Genomic DNA, 17,060 nt, shown 5'->3' on the forward strand with positions numbered 1-17,060 from the left:
GAACAGGAGGTGGCGGTGAGCAACAAGGATTTTCAGATCACGGTCGTGGTCAACGGCAAACCGGAAGTGATCAAGGTCGATCTGGACGAACCGATCGCCGAGGCGGTTGACACTGCCTTGGACCAATCGGGCAACTCTGGACAGCCCGCGGAGCAGTGGGAGCTGCGGGACGAGACCGGCCAGGTTCTTGACCTCGGCAAGACGGTCCGTGAGTTGGACATCAAGGAAGGTGCCAAGCTGTTTTTGAACCTCACGGCTGGCGTTGGCGGAAGCTGTGTCTGAGCCACAGTTCGTCGATCCGGCTGTTTCTCGTCGGAAGTTCGACAGGGAGATAGCTGAGTTCCGCTCGCAGGCGGCCGAATACGGACGACGGGGCTGGTTTCTAGCCGACGCCGAATTCCCCCATGCGCTGATCGTTCTGGCCACCGCCAAGACTCAACCCATCTCGATGCTCTGTGGGGTCCGGTTCGACTACTCGAACTACGATGTGGCCCCACCGTCCGTTCGCCTCGTGCACCCGTTGACGCGTGAGCCCTACACGTGGTCGCAGCTGCCGACGCCGTTGCCGCGAATGCCGCCAACGCCGAACGCCGAGGAAGCGGCGTCGCAGCCACTGCCGCCGGGCGTCGAGCAGGCGCTACCGCCAGAAATCGCGCAGGCGCTGGCGCAAGGTGGCGCGCAAGCAGCAGTGGCGGTGCAGCTGCAAACGCTCATGCAAGCCCACGGCGACGATGACATCCCCTTTCTGTGTATAGCCGGCGTGCGAGAGTACCACGAACACCCTGCCCACACCGGCGATCCCTGGGAGTCGCACCGGACGGCCGGCGCGGGTCGTCTTGTTCGGCTTGTCGGCATCATCTCCAAATACGGCTTGGAGACCATCGAGGGATTTGACGTGCAATTCCACATCCGGTTCCGAATGGTCATTGCACCGGAATGAGCACGTTCGAATCCATTCGTGAGTTCGTTGTCCCGGCGGAGTTGTGTGACGTGACGGACCAGCATTTACGCGAAGCCGGACTCGACGGGTACGAGCGCTTCATACTTTGGAGCGGAGTCGTCCGCGATGATCGCCTGCTCGTGAGGACGTCCCACAGCCCAAGACAGATTGCCTCTAGCCTTGCTGGCGGGCTGTGCGTCCGCGTCGATGCGGACGAGCTTCATCGCCTGAACGTGTGGCTGTATGAGAACGCCGAACGGCTTGCCATACAGGTACACTCACACCCTCGGGAAGCCTTTCACTCGGATACCGACGACGCCTACCCCATGGTGACGACGCTTGGGGGTTTATCGCTCGTGGTGCCCGATTTCGCACGGTACGGCGTTCGAGGTCCTCGGACCGCACTGTACCGCTTGTCGAACGAGGGGTGGCAGAGGATCGCACCAATCGACGCACGGCGTGTCCTGCGCCTGGAGGACTGACGCATGGCGATTCCGGACTATTTTCAACGCAATGCCGTCGCCGTCTCTCAAGTCATATCCGGGCTCGACGAGGAGCGATTGGCGTCGCGGCTGGAGGACGTTTGCATCGGGGTGACGATCGGGCCGGACGCCGCCGGCGATGAGGGTCGGGCCATGGCTGATCTTCTGGTTCGCCTTCTGGCCCGGCTCTATCCGTCGATCATGATTCACGAGGAGGGCGCTGGCGGGGTTGCGAACGAGATCGGTGCGTTGGCACGGCGAATCAATCCGCGGATCGATCTGTCGGGGGAGGCGACCATTGAGACGGTCATCGGGACAGCTCAGCCATGCTGGAAGGCGACTCGGACCGTTTTCGCGGGATGCGAAGGTTGGACTGCGAGGCTGTCAACACATGGCCCTCAAGGGTGCGGGGCAAGCAACAACCCGTTCGGAGCGGGGTTGGCGGCGTGTCTGGCAGCGGCCGACGTCTTCAGAGCCGTGTTCCTGCCCGGGACGGAACTGGACGGCGACTGCGAGGTCGCCGTTCCCGATGCCGGAGAAGGGCATCTAGAAAATGGGGACGTAGGGGGCAGCGTCGGAAGCTTGGTGTTGGCCGGGGCCGGCGCCATCGGCAACGCCGCCGCATGGGCGTTGTCCCGCACCGCGGTGGATGGGTCGATCGAGATCGTCGACCACGAATCGGTGGACCTGGGCAACCTGCAACGGTACGTACTGGCCGAACGTGACGACGAAGAGAGGCTAAAGGCCCCCTTCGTCGCCGGGGGATTCAGTGGCAAGCTCACCGCTAGCGGCCACGCGTGCACCATTGCCGAGTTCTTGCACGAGAAGGATCACAAGGTCGACAACCTCCTGCTGGCGCTCGACTCGGCGAAAGACCGTTGTGCTGCGCAGGCATCATTGCCCCGCCGGGTGGCCAACGCGTGGACCCAGCCGGGTGACCTGGGTGTTTCCTGCCACGACTTCCTCGAAGGCGCTTGCGTTAGCTGCCTGTACCTGCCGAACGGCAAGCGGAAGAACGAGGATGAGATCATCGCGGAGTCCTTCGGTGTGCCGGACCAACTAATGCAGGTTCGCACGCTGCTATACAAGAATGAAGGTGCTCCCCGGGACCTGCTGGTGGCGATTGCCGCGGCACGCGATTTGCCGCTTGAAAAGCTCCTGCCGTTCGAGGGTCGGCCGTTACGGGCCCTCTACACGGAGGGCTTTTGCGGCGGTGCCGTGATCCCGTTGAGTGAGCCTGGGAGGCCGGCGAACGAGGTCCATGTGCCATTGGCCCACCAGTCGGCGCTGGCCGGCGTGCTGCTCGCCGCCGCCGGCGTACGGATGGGCCTGAGCGGACGCGTGGACAGTGTCGTCACTCAGTACGACGTGCTGCAGCCTCAGGAACGGTTCCAAGTGTATCCGGCAGCAAAACCTCCCGGGGAAAGGTGCATCTGCCAAGACGCAGATTTTCGCGAGGTGTACCGCAGAAAGTACGGATGAATGCATCATGCCCCTCGGCCCGAGCTATGGTGCGTAAGCGACGCCGCACCGTACCAGCGTTGGACGACATGGGTTGCCCTTCCGGTACTCACTCGGCTTGGGCCGGCGTATGTTCTTGACGTCGCGGAATGGGAAGCGTTCCATGGTTGACCTCTTATATCGTGAGGCGTTTCGAGATTATTTGCGGGTTGTCGCCCCGATGGAACTCGAGAGTCGGCGTTGGGGGAAGGTCGAGCCGGGTAACATCATGCGTGCGGGAGAGGCCCGCGCGCGCGTTGCGGACGTCGTGCATCGGCTGATCGAGATCGAGCTTGACCTCGCTCTCTATACCCAAGCACCGGACGGATCCGACGGCCTCGGGACTCCCGATTCCGATTTCCACGACCTCTGGTGCGATATGGATCCGACCGAGGCGGCGCGGGCCTTTCGGGCTTGTGCGGTCGCGGTGATCCCATCGGTCGTCATGTCCTTCGTTCAGTACGACAAGCACTCACACGGGCTAGACCGTATGGAGATCGCCCTGACCGACCGGTTCGCTCGGGAGTTGGTGGACACGGTTTCCGGATTGTTGGACCTGGTTCCGGACGAGTGATCTCCGAGGGACGGACGAACTACACGCACCACCCGCTTGACGCGACGTTGGCGGGAATGAAAGAAGGTCCCCGGCTGAAACCGGCGGCACCCGAAGTCCAACATGTTCGAGGTCGCAGCCTCGGACGCAACAGGTGGAGCGTACCGTGAGTACGAGAATCCCGGCCGGGCTGCAAGGCCCCTTGCGGCAGCAGGCCCTCATTCTCCAAGAGCAGTTTCCCCACGCCCGCATCACGGAGGAGGGCGATGGCGGCTTCACGCTTACCTCCGAGGATCGGCGCGGAGACTGGACGTTCTCCTTCCGGCCAGGCCCGTTGCCGGAAGGCTTGCAGCTCTTGATCGAGCACGCCGAGGCGATGCGCGACAGCCTCGAGGAAGCTGGCTTGGAGGGAGAGGTCACCCTCGGCAAGCTATCCTTCCCGACCCGAGGGCTGCCACGAGATCCACGCCCACACGACGATATCGAACAGCGGCCTTGTTCTTAGGGCGCCGGTCGAGTTCGCGCTACAGGGCGGCGAGCCTCCTGACGGCTCGGAATCCCGCCTCTGCGAGCGGCTCGTGCGGGTTTACGATATGGGTACCCGTACAAGACCGGCGATCACACAAGCGAGGATCGGAGGCGTGACCACGGATCGCTCCCGAGGCGCACTGGTCCTGAGCCTCCTCGCCTCGAGCGTTCAGGAGTGGATCGCCAGCCTCTTCGGCCTTCCGGCTAGGAACCTCTATCAAGGCGTGCACAGGCTGCTCGGCGCCGATCCCCCCGCAGCTCCTCGCGCTCGTCCGCCCCCCGATCTCGTAGCGGAGCCCGCCCTCCGCGAACATCCGCCGCGCCGTCGCCCGCCGACGTCCCGCCCCGCAGCGCCGCGACCCCACGACACGCCTCCGCTGGGTACTGTTCCTTCTGCTCCGGTCGGGCGATATTCCGTTCACCGGAAAGGCCTCCTGGTTGGGTCCGGCGATACACGCCGACTGGCCCAACGACAACTAGGATAGGCCTCTCCGATACCTATTTACAGGCCCCGGCGAAAGCACCCTTGTTTGGGGCTAGGAGGACGAACAGAATGACAACCGCTACCACTGATCGCTGGTTGTCTCTCGACGATGGGCTACCGAAAATTCCGGAACGGCTGTTGCTGGCGCATGGACGGGGCGAGGTGCTCTTCCTGTCTGGTGCCGGCGTCTCCAAGTCCGCCGGGCTGCCAATGTTCCGCGAACTCACAAAAAAAGTATATAGGGCACTGGACCGAAGCGTTCACGAGATCCTGAAAGAAATCGATTCTTGTGGCTGCAGGCCCCGGGAGCCCTGCGAGTGCGCAGCACTTGATTGCTCGGACCTGACCGATGGTCAAACGGCTGAGGTCAGGCGCTTCCAACGGCGTGAATACGATGTAGTGCTTGGGATGCTGGAACGCCGGTTGGATCACCACAATAGCAAACGTAGCCGCGTTCGGGCAACGGTAGAGGAGATCTTTCGGGGAAGGAACGCCACGCCGCAGCCCATCCATCACAACCTTATCCGCCTGGCCGACCGAGGGCCTGCCGCCGCCATCGTCACGACGAATTTTGATCGATTGCTCGACATAGCATACCACGATTGCTGGTCCCGACGTGAGACTCATTCGTTGGGGGCCATACCGCGCCCCCGTGCTCAAGCCGAGTTTGCGGGCGTGCTTCACATCCACGGGGTGCTCAGCGAAGGTGGCGACCAAGCCTCCGAACTTGTACTGACAGAGCAGGATTTTGCAGATTTCTATGTGCGACGTACGGTCGTACCAGATTTTATTTATGACGCTGCTCGGATTTTTCACCTCGTCTTGGTTGGCTATAGTGCCAACGACCCGCCAATGCAGACGCTCTTAAATGCCGTGGCGGCCGATGCGACCCGGTTCGGAGACATCCGGGAACGCTATGCGTTTCTTGACGCCGACGAGCACGACCGTGTTGCACTGGAAGATTGGACGGCGCGCGGTATCGAGCCGATTCCGTATAATCCGGCTAACTGTCATGCCGCCCTACACCAGACGATCGAACGGTGGGCAAACCTCTCGGTCATTGCCGGGGAGCAGAGCACTGTGGATGCAGAGATCCGGCGACTCGTCGAGACGGGTTGGGCTGATTCAGGCGCTTCGAATCGAGATCTCTTCGAGCACTTGTTTCGGAGAGGAAGCCCAGAGGAGCGGCAACGCTTGTCCCGGGTAGCGTCCGATGCCGGTGCCGACTTCGGCTGGCTCAACGCAATCACGCGAGTCTGCAAGGAGAAAGGTCTAAACGAAGGGCCATGATGCCGAACTTCGCCTCACTCGCAGCTGGTGACCGAGCGGCACTATGGCCGGTCGTTGATTTCCTGCGTAATCGCCTCATGGAACCGGAAACTGTCGAGTGGGCGTGCGAGCTCGCCCCCGAACATCGCGCTGAACGCCTGGCGGTGGCACACCTGCTCAACAGCGGTCGGGGGCCCGCGCTCACCGAGCCGTGGACGACCGCTTGGCGTCTCATCGAAGAGAGTTGGGTTCGCGAACCACCGAAGGTGCAACGGCATCATCTTGCCCGGCAAGCTCGCATCAGCGCTCGGCTCAAGGGGGGTGACCGATCCGGCGGCGCTGTTGAGGAAATCACCGCTCTCGTTACGCCATGCTTGACAGTGTCTCGTCCGGCAGGCAATCCGGCGCATCCGCAGTGCCCGGACGATCTCGTGTCGGCCCGCCTCACGAGTGGCCGACTCTTGGATCTGAGATGCTTGGATCTTGCGAGTATCAGTGATGTCGCGTTTCTGACTGCTTTGGCCAACAGTTTGGATGCGGCCCTACACCGCGGACTGGACATGGCCCGCCGGCTTGGTTGGGCTGGAGAAGGTCACGACTGGCGCATGGGTAGCATACATCGGGTTGCCTATCAACAGCAGGATCTCCGATCCGAGCCGACGGAGCCCGACCGGCTCAGCAGAGGCTTGGCTCCCGTTACGAAGCTCCTTCACGCCGTCGTTATTCGCGTGGCAGAACTTGACGTTATCGCCGCGCGGCGCTTCGTCAACAGTTGGCAGTCATGGTCATCTCCAATTCATGTTCGGTTGTGGGCTGCGACCGCGCAGATTTCCTCTTCTGTCCCCAGCGCGGCTATTGGGGCCTTTCTTTTGGAACTCTCGGATCGCCACTTCTGGTTTTCTTGGGAATCACCTGAAATTGCAGACTTACGCGCAAGACGCTTCGCCTGCCTCGATGACGAGACCAGAATACACGTCTCGGAGAGACTTTATCGTCTGCCGCCAGCTGAATTGGTCGCTGATACCTTACAGGCTGGCGAAGAAGAGGTAACCGCTGCGCGGACCTGGTGGGCCGTGCGCGAATTGCGGAGGATTAAGGAGGCTGGTGCTGGATTGTCCACCGATGCGGAGTCATGGTTGGAGACGGGACTCCGGCAGTTTCCTGAATTCGCTGCGAGATCGATCGAGCACTTTTTCTCCGGTTTGCGGACCTCGAGTTGGCAGGCGCCGGTGCCGGACGAGTCCTACGACTTGTTGGCCGGACTGAATCGCCTACATGCGTTGGAGCGTGCCCTATCGTCGGGTACTAGCGGAAGCCATGGGCAGCGAATGGGAGCCCGAGCGTGGCTGGAATTGCCGGGCAACGTGCAGATTGTCGTTGCCGACCTCGAATCAAGGGAGGCTGACCCCGGCAGTTTTCCTTCCCTCCTGGATGACCTGTTCGCGATTCATGCGGAAGCGGCGAGCAGGGATGATGCCACGCGCGGCGAATCAACCCAGGAAGTAGGCAGACTGCTGGAACTCCTGAGAGTGCTACCAGAAGGAATCTTGCCGATTGCCATTCGCGGCGTGACCAAATGGATGGCTGCCTGGAGGCATGAAATCACCCGGCAACCGTCGCTACGTAGGGTCTGGCTGCGGATTTGGCCGGTGGTGGTCACGGCGACAGACGCGGAAGACTCGATCTACGTGACGCCGAGGGACCCCCCTGATAAATCTGATACGGACCGGACTTGGCAGAGTCTGCTGAACGATGCAGCCTCAACGCCGGTCTGGAAGATGGTCGATACGTTCCTCGCGGCTTGTCAGCAAGCGGAGTCTCCAATTGAGCCGTTCAAGACCTGTAGCGACCTGGGTCAGATGCGAGATGCTATGGCGACCGTCACCGGCCGCAGTCAAACCATCGTACGCGGCAGGCTGCTACAGCACGTATCGTGGTTCTTGGACGCGGATCGCGAATGGACTGAGCGTTACTTGATTGATCCCCTCCGAAGATCCGACGCTATCGCGGATGAGCTCTGGTCGGCCATTGATTGGCGGGTCGCTTCAAGTGACGTGTTGAAGATCCTCGGAGATCGTATAGTCCAACAGGCAGTGAATCCAGATTTGCCGCGGGATACTAGATGCAGTCTCGCATCTAACGTTGTACTAGCGTGGTTGAGGGCCTCCTTGGACAATCAAGCACCGCCCGTATCGGGGACGGGTCTCCAGCAGATGCTGCGCGGCGTCGACGATGAAGTACGCGCGGCGTCCGCGCGAGCTGTGGTTTGGTTCATGCAAGACGGGCCGGGTAGTCATGATGATGGAGACCTTACCTGTGCAGCGGTACTACGATTGGCGATCAGGCCATTCTTCGAGAACGTATGGCCTCAAGAGCGATCGCTTACGACACCGAGTGTGAGCGAAGCTCTCGCCACATTGCCGGCAGCGGCGAGAGAGGGCTTTGCGGAAGCGGTGGACATCATCGAACGATTCCTAGTCCCTTTCTCGTGCTGGGACATGGGCATGTACCATCTCTACGCGGATGACAACGACCCAAGAGGGTTCGCGGCGATCGATGATGAGCCGAAGGGGCACGCGTTGCTGCGGCTTCTCGACAATACCGTGGGATACGCCGAAGATGCGACAGCACCGTACGAATTGTCTTATGCGTTGGACCGCATCCGTTCTGTCGCTCCGTCGGCGGCTTCGCTTCCGACTTTCCGTAGGCTTGGAGTAAGAGGCCGCCGATGACGGATCGCCACGCACCGCGCAGCCCTCAGGCACTTAGTGCCCACGCGGTCGGGTCCTTCCACTCGTTCTTTCGCACGAATAGTGACACAAATGGCCGACGAGGTTAACCAGCCGGCGACCGACTCCGTTCGTCTTCCAGGATTCGGCGGACGACTGACTCCCGCGCAGATTGCGCTCGGGATGAACGCCGCTAATCGCAACGCTCGCCGTTTGGCGGAGGATGCAAAGCTGCTCTTGGAGAACGGTCGTTTTCCGACTGCTGCATCCATCGCCGTCTTATCAATTGAGGAAAGCGGTAAGCTCTCCGTTCTCCGGGGCCTTGCGCTCGCTCCCGACCAGGAAGTACGGAAGCGAGCATGGAAGGGCTACCGCTCACATCGCAGTAAGAACACAGCCTGGATTGTTCCAGACTTGGTGGCCAAGGGAGTCCGCAGTTTGGATGCGCTTCGCCTAGCTGCTGATCCATCCGGGACTCACACTCTTCTTCTCGATCAGGTGAAGCAACTTGGTCTATATACCGACTGTCTGGGGCCACGATGCTGGACGGAGCCGAAGACGGCGATCGACGAGCCGTTTGCCAAGAAACTAGTGTTGATCGCGGACGTAATGGCGCGTAGGGAGGCGGTTACCAGCAGGGAAATGGAGTTGTGGGTGGAATATATGCAGCCAGTCTATGGCGCGCCACTCCATGAGATGAAGGCCGCTCTGACTCGATGGTACGCCGCCATGCGCGAGGCCGGGTTATCCACACAGGACGAACGCGATGTGGAGAGCTTCGTCTGGGGAGTCTAATGTAGTGTCGCGACAGTGGCGTTCCCATGATCGGACGGGTCGTCCTGCTCGCCGGAACTGCGGCCTGGGGAGTCGGATGCGGCGGCGGCGACATGGTCGAGGTTCGCCCGCCCAACGGCGAGCCGGTCGTGACGAGCGCAATCCCGCCGCAGACGATCGCCGTCGGGGACTAGGTGAACATCGGACCCTCCTCGCACCTCAGCGATCCGGATCGCGGCGCTCTCGCGTACGAGGCGAACTCGTCCGATCCGGCCGTGGCGCGGGTGATGGTCACCGGTACCCTGCTCACCGTGGAGGCGCTGTCCCGCGGCATCGCGGATGTGACGGTGACGGCGCGCGACGATCGGTCGGCCGAGGTCCGGCAGGTCGTCGAGGTCCTCGGCTGCGTCCGGGTCCCGGACGGGGCGCTGCACTGGTGGACCGGCGACGGGACGGGTGCGGACATCGTCGGCGGTCTGGACGTGACGCTCATGAACGGGGCGGACTACGCGAAGGGCCATGTGGACTCGAACGCCGAGGAACCCTTCTCGTTCGGAGGGGCGTTCTCCTTCGACGGCGTTGATGCGATCGGCCGCCTGCCCGACGCTCCCATCCTGAACCCGGCGGGTCCGTTCTCGGTTATGGTGCGGGCGAAGGCGCGGCCGGCCTCCGTGCACAGCGGGGCGAGCATCGCCAAGGGGCACCCCTGGGCGGAGTCGTGGGTGCTGGACACGCACAACGGCCTGTGGAGAAGGTTCATCAGGGACCGAAACCTGCGGGACAGGCGAATCCACGGACCGAGGCTCGTCGAGAACGAGTGGACGCACCTGGCCATGACCTGGGACGGCGGCCGGCTCGCCTTCTACGTCGACGCGGCGGAGCAGGGGACCCGCAGCGTCGGGAGCATCCACGTGACCGATGCGTTCGCCGGAATCGGAGCCCGCAGCGAGGAGGGCTTCGAGGACGACGAACTCGCCCCGGAGTTCACCGGCGAGATCGACGAGGTCATGTTCTTCGGCCGCGCCCTCGACCCGGCGGAGATCCGCGCCGTGTACGAGACCACCTTCGGCCTCTGCAGGCTCCCCGCCGGTTGATCTCCGAGGTTCCGGGCCGCGCAGCCGCCGCCCGCTTCGGCTTCGGCGACCGCCCCCTCGGCGACGGACCCGCGCGGCAGGCGCCGGCCCCTCCGGGTCCCGCCACGCCGGCGAAGCCGAGGCCCGCGGCCCCCGAAGCCCGGTCCGCACCACCTGCGGCGCAGGCACTTCCAAGTCTCCCTCCGGCGGGCCATCGCGCCGAGACCTCCGCCGGGAGCGTATTCGGCCCCCCCAAAAAATAGGGGGGATTGACGCGCTCCCGTCCCGGGCCATTCTTGCGAAGAACCCGTCGTCGCCGGAATGCGTACCGCGTTGCGTTTGGCGCGTACGCTGTGACGTGGCGCGGGATGTCCTGCCGCTGGGCCCCGTCATCTTGGTGTGCGGTGGCGGGCCACGACGCCCCACCACCGAGTGAAGGTCCGGGAAAGGGGGGGCCGTCAAGACGCTGGCAGCCCCTGTGTTTGAAGGGTGGGCGCTTCACTCGCCCTTCTTGAGCGACCGGAGCCGGGCGAGCAAGGTCGAGGACTGGTAGACCGCTTGGAGGACTCGCTTGGCGAACTCAAGCGCTATCTCTACCTCTTCCTTGCCGACGTTGTCGTAGTGCCTCGATTCCACGTGCGCAGCGTCGTTGCCCAGAAGGGCCACATCTTCGAGCCCCTCGAAGAGTTCAGGGGGAAGGATCACCTCTTCGCGCAGAGCTTGGAGTCGATTCCAGAGGAATCTCCCTTCGGCGTTCCTATTCAGGCATAGCTCTTCCAGCGTCTTGCGGACCATAATGGCCGCAGCAACGTAGGCGGCGTTGGCGTGGCACTTTATCGCTTCCTCCAGCGCACTCCGCACTCCGTCCGGCAAGTCAGTGGCATCGAAATCTATGGTCTCAGGAGGGTATGTGACCAGCAACTTCCCGTCTGAGTGCACGAAGAACAGGTGAGCGTGGCACTCGGGGTCAGGGCACCGTCTTTGTCCCGCTACGGGTCGCTTTGAGGTGCTGCGGCTCAGACTCTGGTCCTGGCCCACCATTTCGAACATCGCACGCTGCCGACACGCCGGGCACCGCACGCGTACTACCACCGACCCCGGGTGGGGTCCATGGGTAGCTACTCGGACGATCTCCATTCGTTGATCTGACCTCTCGTGTCCCTCCGTGGGGCGCTTTGGCGGGCCGTCGGACGGCACGCTAAGGATGAAGATCCCGGTACGCCTACGTCAACCATCTGGCCGTCGGGCCCGACATCGTCGCGCAAGGCCGGGCCCCGGCGGACGTGGTCGGCAGCCGCGCCATCAGGCTCTCGACGCGCGACCCGCGAAGAAGCCTTTTCTCCGCGACCTTGTGCTTGAGCAGATCGTGCAGTCCATGGAGAGAGTTCGCGACTATGTCGCAGAGCTGGTGCTGATGCGAACGGCCCTCCGCCCGGGAGGGAATCTTGCCGCTAGGTCCCGGCGTTGCCGGCGCTCAACGGTCGCTTCGACCGATCTCTCGGCCACTTCAGGCGGTACCGGAAGCGAGATCTGACGAGAAAGCTCGAGCAGGCCGGCTTCGTTCCTATCCAGGTCACCTACCGGGACATCGTCGGAATGCTCGCGTGGTTCGTCGTCTGCCGGGTCCTTCGGCAGGAGCTGAGCCCCGGGAAGGTGAGCTTGTGCAGAATCCGGAGGAACGATAGGCTAGACAAACCCGCCCACACGACGGTTAGCCCGGGATCACGCGCTCAAAGGAGGGGAGCTTTCCCAGCAACTCGACGGCGAGCGTGCCCGGGCGCCGATCTTGTCACGAGATGCGACTCCACCGGTAATCGACAGGGAGGGCGCTGCTTGCCAACAGCCGGAGCGGTTGTTGCTCAAGCCTCGTGACTCGACTACAGCCACTTGGCGGTGAAGTGACCCCCAAAAGTTGGACACCCGACCTCCGGGTTTATTGTGCTGCTCAGCCCTCTCGGTAGAAGTCCTCGATGATCTTCAGGGGTGGCCGGTCTCCGAGGAGGAGTGACGACGCACCCGATTGTAGTACCTGATTCGGTCCCGGACGACGGCCGCGAGTTCATCGAGCGAGCCGGCGTCGGGGATGAGCGACCGGTTCTCCACCTCCGTCCTCGCGAGTCCGCGATTGTACGTCGGTCGGATCCGGGGACGCGACACCGAATGAATGAAGGTGCGCATCGCGCTGAGACACTCGGTACCGCCTTGGCTAGCGAGGTTGCCTTCGAGGAGGCCGCGCTTTCCTTCCCACGCTGCCAAGTAGGGGTTATCGTCCGCAATGGTTGATTTTCGGAGATTGCGCCGCCCGCCTACGGGCGATCCCATCGTGGATCCCATCGGGATCTTCCAAGCCCTTCCGAAGCCGGAGCATGTGAACGACCTGTGGGACACGCAGGCAGCCGCTCTTCGTGCGTGGCACCAGCGCCGCCAGGAACGTGATCTGGTCATCAAGCTGAACACTGGTAGCGGCAAGACGTTGGTGGGACTTCTCATCGGTGAGTCGGTTCGCCGGGAACTCCAGCAACCGTTCGTCTATCTTGCGCCCACCCGGCAACTCGTTAGCCAGGTGGTGGAAAAGGCGACCGAATTCGGTATTCCAGCTGAGGCGTATCGACCCGGACATGGTCTTCCGGCGTCCTTTCGGAACGCCCAGGCCATCCTCGTGGGATCCTACCATATGCTGTTCAACGGGCTCACCGTCTTCGGGCGGCTCGGGCGGAGTGAGCCCGTTGCGGTAGGAGGGATCGTCCTTGATGACGCCCATACCAGTGCCGCAGCACTGCGGGACATGTTCTCGGTCATCGTGCATCGGTCGAAACACGAGGAGCTATACCGCGAACTTGTGGGCCGATTTCGATCAACCTTTGAGCGGGTGCACGCCGTAGGCAGACTCGACGATATGCTCAATGGGCGCAATGAGGGCGTGATGGAGGTGCCGCACTGGTCGTGGCTGGATGCGGCCGCCGCAGTCAGAATGAGGATCCAATCGGAAGACGATGATGCGTTTCGCTTCAGCTTTCCTCTCGTCCGGGATCACTTCGAGGTGAGCCACGCACTGATTTCGAGCGACGCGTTTACCGTCACGCCGTTACTCCCTCCCGTGCACGTTGTGCCATCGTTTGCCGATTGTCCACGGCGTGTCTTCATGTCTGCTACTCTCTCGGACGATGGGCTTCTCGTGCGAACCTTTGGGGCCCGTGTTAAGAGCGTCTCGAAGCCAATTACTACTCGCTCGGTGGCCGGCTTGGGCGAGCGAATGATTCTCGCTCCGACCTTGTCTGGCCTGTCCCGCAACTCAGCGGTTAAGGCGGCGCGCAGGCTCGCCGACACGGTGCGAGCGCGCGCGAAGGGCGCGGTCGTTGTGGTGCCAAGCAAGGCGCATGCTGATTCATGGGCAGACGTAGGAGACGTCTGCGTTGGGGACGACGTTGCAACTGCCGTAGACCGTCTTCAGGAACCGGACTTGAGAGCGAAGATGTTGCCGGTACTGGTCAATCGATACGACGGCATTGACCTGCCCCACGATGCGTGTCGACTACTGATCCTTGACGGAAAGCCTCTCGGTTCTAACCAGTACGACCTGTACAGGGCGTCAGTTCTCCCAACCCTCAGTTCTACGAGCATCGCGCTGGCCCAGAGAGTGGAACAAGGCATGGGCCGAGGCACCCGTGGTGCAGGAGACTACTGCGTTGTCCTCCTGCTTGGTGCCGATCTCGTCGCGTGGCTAGGCGAGAAAGGCACGCAACGGACCTTGACGCCCGGAACAAGAGCTCAGGTCAGTCTCGGTCGCGAAATCGCCAGTCATGTGAAGTCGTTCCAAGAGGTGGTAGACACCGCGTGGCAGTGTCTCGAGCGAAACGCCGAATGGCAGCAGACCCACGCGCAGCGGATAGCCGAGGCGGGAGAAGCCGAAGCCGATACTCGGCGGTTGGTCGCTGCAGGTAGGGTCGAACGGCGAGCGTTTGAGAAACTGCTACACCAGCAGTTCTCAGAAGCGTGCAACTTTCTCACCGAAGAGGCTCAAGATGAGGAGTGGGATAATCCGTTTCGGGGCTGGTTGCTACAACTCGCTTCGAGGGCGGCTTGGCTGTCGAACGATGGCGAGCGGGCGCAGAGGCTGCAGGATGAAGCATACTCCATGAATCGCGCCCTCACCAAGCCGCGGGGTGATATCCGGTACCAGCCGTTGGCGAGCAGCACGCCACAAGCTGCTAACGTGATCGACATGCTAGAAGCGTATACACTTCGCTCATCCGTGCTTCCGGCAATCGATACTGCTCTCGCCGACCTCTATGCGGAGGCCTCGGCGAACCGCTTTGAGCAGGCGATCGAGCACCTGGGCCGGTTCCTCGGTTTTGGAAGCGAACGCCCGGAGAGTAGTACGGGGTCTGGGCCCGACAATCTCTGGCTTGGAGACCGTGACCTTGGATTCGTGATCGAGTGTAAGCACAGGAAAACCAACCCGGTCAACAAGGAAGACCACGGCCAGTTGAGAGTGTCGGAGCAATGGTTCCAACGATACTATCCGGATTGGCAACGAGTGGCGATCATCGTGCATCGTGATGGACGTGCGACAGCACGGTCTGGGGCTGCTGAATCCGATGCGCGGATCCTAACCTTTAACGGCTTGGGGCGAATCAGATCTGCGCTGAAGGAAGTCTATCGCGAACTTGCCTCCCTAACCGCGCCACGAACGCAACAAGAGGCGCGGGCGGCCGTGCTCTTGCGGCAGCATGGCCTCGACTCGGATCGACTGGCTAGCGAGCACTTGGCTCCATTCCACCTTGCCGACTGACTTGAGAGCTGTGCGCACGCAGTTAGCCGAGCGGCGGGCCACATTTTGGTACGCTACGCGGCCTTGACCTGGCTCGGTGCGTTAGTGCTCAGAACTTGGCGGATCGCGGTCGGCGACCCGCCGGTCGATTCCATCAAGAACTGATCGCCGCAGCAAGGTGGAGATGAGTGAGAAGAAGGAACAGGAATCAACCGAGCGCGGTCGTGGCAGGCCTAAGGGAGCATGAGTGGCCAAGTTGACACCGGACTTAGCTTGAGACCTCCACCAACGCATACAGGTCCGGCTGAACCTCAACGATCCGGTAGCCCTGCCATCCCCTGTCCGGGTTGTTCACGAAATGCCGAAGGACGAACGTGACCTGATTCACGATGCTTCCATCCCGCTCCGTCCGGTATCCGCTCTCCCGAAGATACCCACACACGTTCTCAACCCAGCCCGGCGTGCCGGCATCGGCAAGGGCGTGGAGTGCTCCAAACACTACCTTGTCGCGCTCACGAATGATCATGGATGTTGCCATACGGCCCCATGAGCGGCCGCCAGACTGAGAAACTCGGCCTAATCCCAGACAAATCTGGCAAGATGCTGGATGACAGCCTTGTAGGAGAGCGCGATCGTCGTCTCGGTATCGGGAGCGTCGTCCCAAAACGTCACGTCGAGTCGGTAGGGCGCTCTTCCTAGGTACGCAACGTCGCACTCAACCTGAACCGTATGCCTGTCGTCTGCAATCGTAATCCGTCGTGGATCAACGATGATGGACGATGTACCCATACCGTACCTCCTTACCAAACCCATCTAAAGAACTTGACAAAACCGCCCTCTACGGCGTGGGGTTGGGCAGGTCTTCGGACTCCTTAAGTGCCATAGACCACCCTCGCGGACTCCAGAATCCTCTTCCGCCGAATGTAGTTCCGGCTCCTTTCGATCGTTGGACGATGCACCAGATCGACCCGGCGCCGGCACATGTCGGCCAGTTCACCTCTGATCCTGGCGGCTACGAACAACCCCGGCGTGCGTCCCGGCTTGAAACGGACGAGAACGTCGATGTCGCTGTCCGGTTCATCGAGGCGAAGGGACCGACCGGGGAACCCGTGTCAGCGCCCCGCACCCTTCCCCGTGTCGGCGGATTCCCCCGTCCGGTGCCGGACGTAGCTCTCCAATACGCGGTTCATCCGCGTCTGGTAGCCCTTCCCCGGTGCCTTGAAATACGCCAGCACGGAGCGCTTCACGCGCATCGTGATCTGGTCGGTCAGGTCCGGCTCGACGAGTTCCGCCCGCTCCCAGAACCCCTCGTCCAGTTCCGGGATGTCGCTGAAGTCGATCCCCTCGTCCTTCACCGCCGCGATCTCGTCGGGCGTGAGGGGCCTATCGTAGCGTCCGCTCATGGTAGACTCTCCTTTCCTTCCGCGACGCCGGGCGGGCGGAGATCAGACGGATGCGCCCGCGGCGCTCGGTGTGGGCCACCACGATCAGCGCTCCGGGCTCGACCCGGCCTATGCTGATCCGGCGCTCCTCGCCGTAGTCCCGGCGACGGTCGGGCGACGTTGCGATGGTCCCCTCGAAGATGCGCTTCGCGGTGTCGAACCCGATGCCGTGCTTGCGGATGTTCGTCTGGTTCTTGGCCTCGTCCCACTCGAATTCCATCGACCGATTATACATATAGATTGTAGTTACAGCAATCGGCCTTGCCCGGCCGCGCAGATCTCCGGGCACCATGTACCTCCGGTCACGGATGACGCAAAACCGCCTCTCGATCTGCTCGTCCGCCTCACCGTTCGAGACGCCGGCCTCGTAGGACGGAAGCTCGCAGTAGTGCCGAGCGAGACGTAGCGCTTGGTCGCGCGTGACCGGAACGTGCATCTTCAATCGGTGCCCTCCTGAGCTCTACGGACCTCCATCATCTTCTCAGCCCAAGTACCACGGTCGGCGCGTCCTCGGA

18 protein-coding genes are annotated in these 17,060 nt (G+C 62.2%); 12 read left to right on the forward strand and 6 right to left on the reverse strand.

Features of this window, described 5'->3' with window-relative positions; all coding sequences use genetic code 11:
* Window positions 1-15: 15 nt before the first annotated feature.
* From ACQY5G_RS12305 to ACQY5G_RS12355, 11 genes are all read left to right on the forward strand, one after another.
* Complete coding sequence (locus ACQY5G_RS12305; protein WP_428274378.1) at window positions 16-282, forward strand: DUF2604 domain-containing protein; 267 nt, start codon at window positions 16-18, stop codon at window positions 280-282.
* Window positions 275-940, forward strand: a complete 666-nt coding sequence (locus ACQY5G_RS12310; RefSeq protein ID WP_428274380.1) for a putative metal-binding protein — start codon at window positions 275-277, stop codon at window positions 938-940. Before ACQY5G_RS12305 ends, ACQY5G_RS12310 begins: the two co-directional genes overlap by 8 nt.
* Window positions 937-1,422 (forward strand): Mov34/MPN/PAD-1 family protein, encoded by a 486-nt coding sequence (locus tag ACQY5G_RS12315; RefSeq protein WP_428274382.1) that lies wholly within the window; start codon window positions 937-939, stop codon window positions 1,420-1,422. Before ACQY5G_RS12310 ends, ACQY5G_RS12315 begins: the two co-directional genes overlap by 4 nt.
* A 3-nt stretch (window positions 1,423-1,425) precedes the next feature.
* Entirely contained in the window at window positions 1,426-2,904 is a 1,479-nt protein-coding gene (locus tag ACQY5G_RS12320) for an E2 ligase fold family C protein (protein ID WP_428274384.1), read from the forward strand.
* Window positions 2,905-3,151: 247 nt separating this feature from the next.
* A complete protein-coding gene (locus tag ACQY5G_RS12325; protein WP_428274386.1) occupies window positions 3,152-3,496 on the forward strand; it encodes a hypothetical protein in 345 nt (114 codons plus the stop codon).
* A gap of 145 nt (window positions 3,497-3,641) precedes the next feature.
* On the forward strand, window positions 3,642-3,980 hold the full coding sequence (locus ACQY5G_RS12330) for a hypothetical protein (protein WP_428274388.1): 339 nt from the start codon (window positions 3,642-3,644) through the stop codon (window positions 3,978-3,980).
* Between the two features lie 576 nt (window positions 3,981-4,556).
* Window positions 4,557-5,777 carry an SIR2 family protein gene (locus ACQY5G_RS12335; protein ID WP_428274390.1) on the forward strand — a complete coding sequence of 407 codons (1,221 nt, stop codon included), beginning with the start codon at window positions 4,557-4,559 and terminating at the stop codon, window positions 5,775-5,777.
* 707 nt (window positions 5,778-6,484) lie between these two features.
* A complete protein-coding gene (locus ACQY5G_RS12340; protein ID WP_428274392.1) occupies window positions 6,485-8,488 on the forward strand; it encodes a hypothetical protein in 2,004 nt (667 codons plus the stop codon).
* Between the two features lie 90 nt (window positions 8,489-8,578).
* On the forward strand, window positions 8,579-9,280 hold the full coding sequence (locus ACQY5G_RS12345) for an AbiV family abortive infection protein (RefSeq protein ID WP_428274394.1): 702 nt from the start codon (window positions 8,579-8,581) through the stop codon (window positions 9,278-9,280).
* Window positions 9,281-9,306: 26 nt separating this feature from the next.
* On the forward strand, window positions 9,307-9,453 hold the full coding sequence (locus ACQY5G_RS12350; protein ID WP_428274396.1) for a hypothetical protein: 147 nt from the start codon (window positions 9,307-9,309) through the stop codon (window positions 9,451-9,453).
* Entirely contained in the window at window positions 9,454-10,353 is a 900-nt protein-coding gene (locus ACQY5G_RS12355; protein WP_428274398.1) for a LamG domain-containing protein, read from the forward strand.
* 477 nt (window positions 10,354-10,830) lie between these two features.
* Here ACQY5G_RS12355 and ACQY5G_RS12360 read toward each other — a convergent pair whose 3' ends face one another.
* Both ACQY5G_RS12360 and ACQY5G_RS12365 read right to left on the reverse strand, forming a co-directional pair.
* Entirely contained in the window at window positions 10,831-11,253 is a 423-nt protein-coding gene (locus ACQY5G_RS12360; RefSeq protein ID WP_428274400.1) for a DUF4145 domain-containing protein, read from the reverse strand.
* Between the two features lie 1,056 nt (window positions 11,254-12,309).
* The gene (locus ACQY5G_RS12365) at window positions 12,310-12,510 is read right to left on the reverse strand and encodes a hypothetical protein (protein WP_428274402.1); all 201 of its coding nucleotides are present in this window, start codon (window positions 12,508-12,510) and stop codon (window positions 12,310-12,312) included.
* Between the two features lie 145 nt (window positions 12,511-12,655).
* Between ACQY5G_RS12365 and ACQY5G_RS12370 the strand changes: the two genes are divergently transcribed.
* Window positions 12,656-15,124: a DEAD/DEAH box helicase gene (locus ACQY5G_RS12370; RefSeq protein ID WP_428274404.1), complete on the forward strand. Its 2,469-nt coding sequence runs from the start codon at window positions 12,656-12,658 to the stop codon at window positions 15,122-15,124.
* A 247-nt stretch (window positions 15,125-15,371) separates the two neighbouring features.
* On the opposite strand, the gene ACQY5G_RS12375 is transcribed toward ACQY5G_RS12370, so the two are convergent.
* From ACQY5G_RS12375 to ACQY5G_RS12390, 4 genes are all read right to left on the reverse strand, one after another.
* On the reverse strand, window positions 15,372-15,629 hold the full coding sequence (locus tag ACQY5G_RS12375) for a hypothetical protein (RefSeq protein ID WP_428274406.1): 258 nt from the start codon (window positions 15,627-15,629) through the stop codon (window positions 15,372-15,374).
* 346 nt (window positions 15,630-15,975) lie between these two features.
* The gene (locus ACQY5G_RS12380) at window positions 15,976-16,125 is read right to left on the reverse strand and encodes a hypothetical protein (RefSeq protein ID WP_428274408.1); all 150 of its coding nucleotides are present in this window, start codon (window positions 16,123-16,125) and stop codon (window positions 15,976-15,978) included.
* A 90-nt stretch (window positions 16,126-16,215) separates the two neighbouring features.
* Window positions 16,216-16,506 (reverse strand): BrnA antitoxin family protein, encoded by a 291-nt coding sequence (locus ACQY5G_RS12385; protein ID WP_428274410.1) that lies wholly within the window; start codon window positions 16,504-16,506, stop codon window positions 16,216-16,218.
* Window positions 16,487-16,981: a BrnT family toxin gene (locus ACQY5G_RS12390; RefSeq protein WP_428274412.1), complete on the reverse strand. Its 495-nt coding sequence runs from the start codon at window positions 16,979-16,981 to the stop codon at window positions 16,487-16,489. Before ACQY5G_RS12390 ends, ACQY5G_RS12385 begins: the two co-directional genes overlap by 20 nt.
* Window positions 16,982-17,060 lie beyond the last annotated feature (79 nt).

The organism is Candidatus Palauibacter sp. (genome assembly GCF_965261555.1).
Classification (GTDB): Bacteria; Gemmatimonadota; Gemmatimonadetes; order Palauibacterales; family Palauibacteraceae; genus Palauibacter.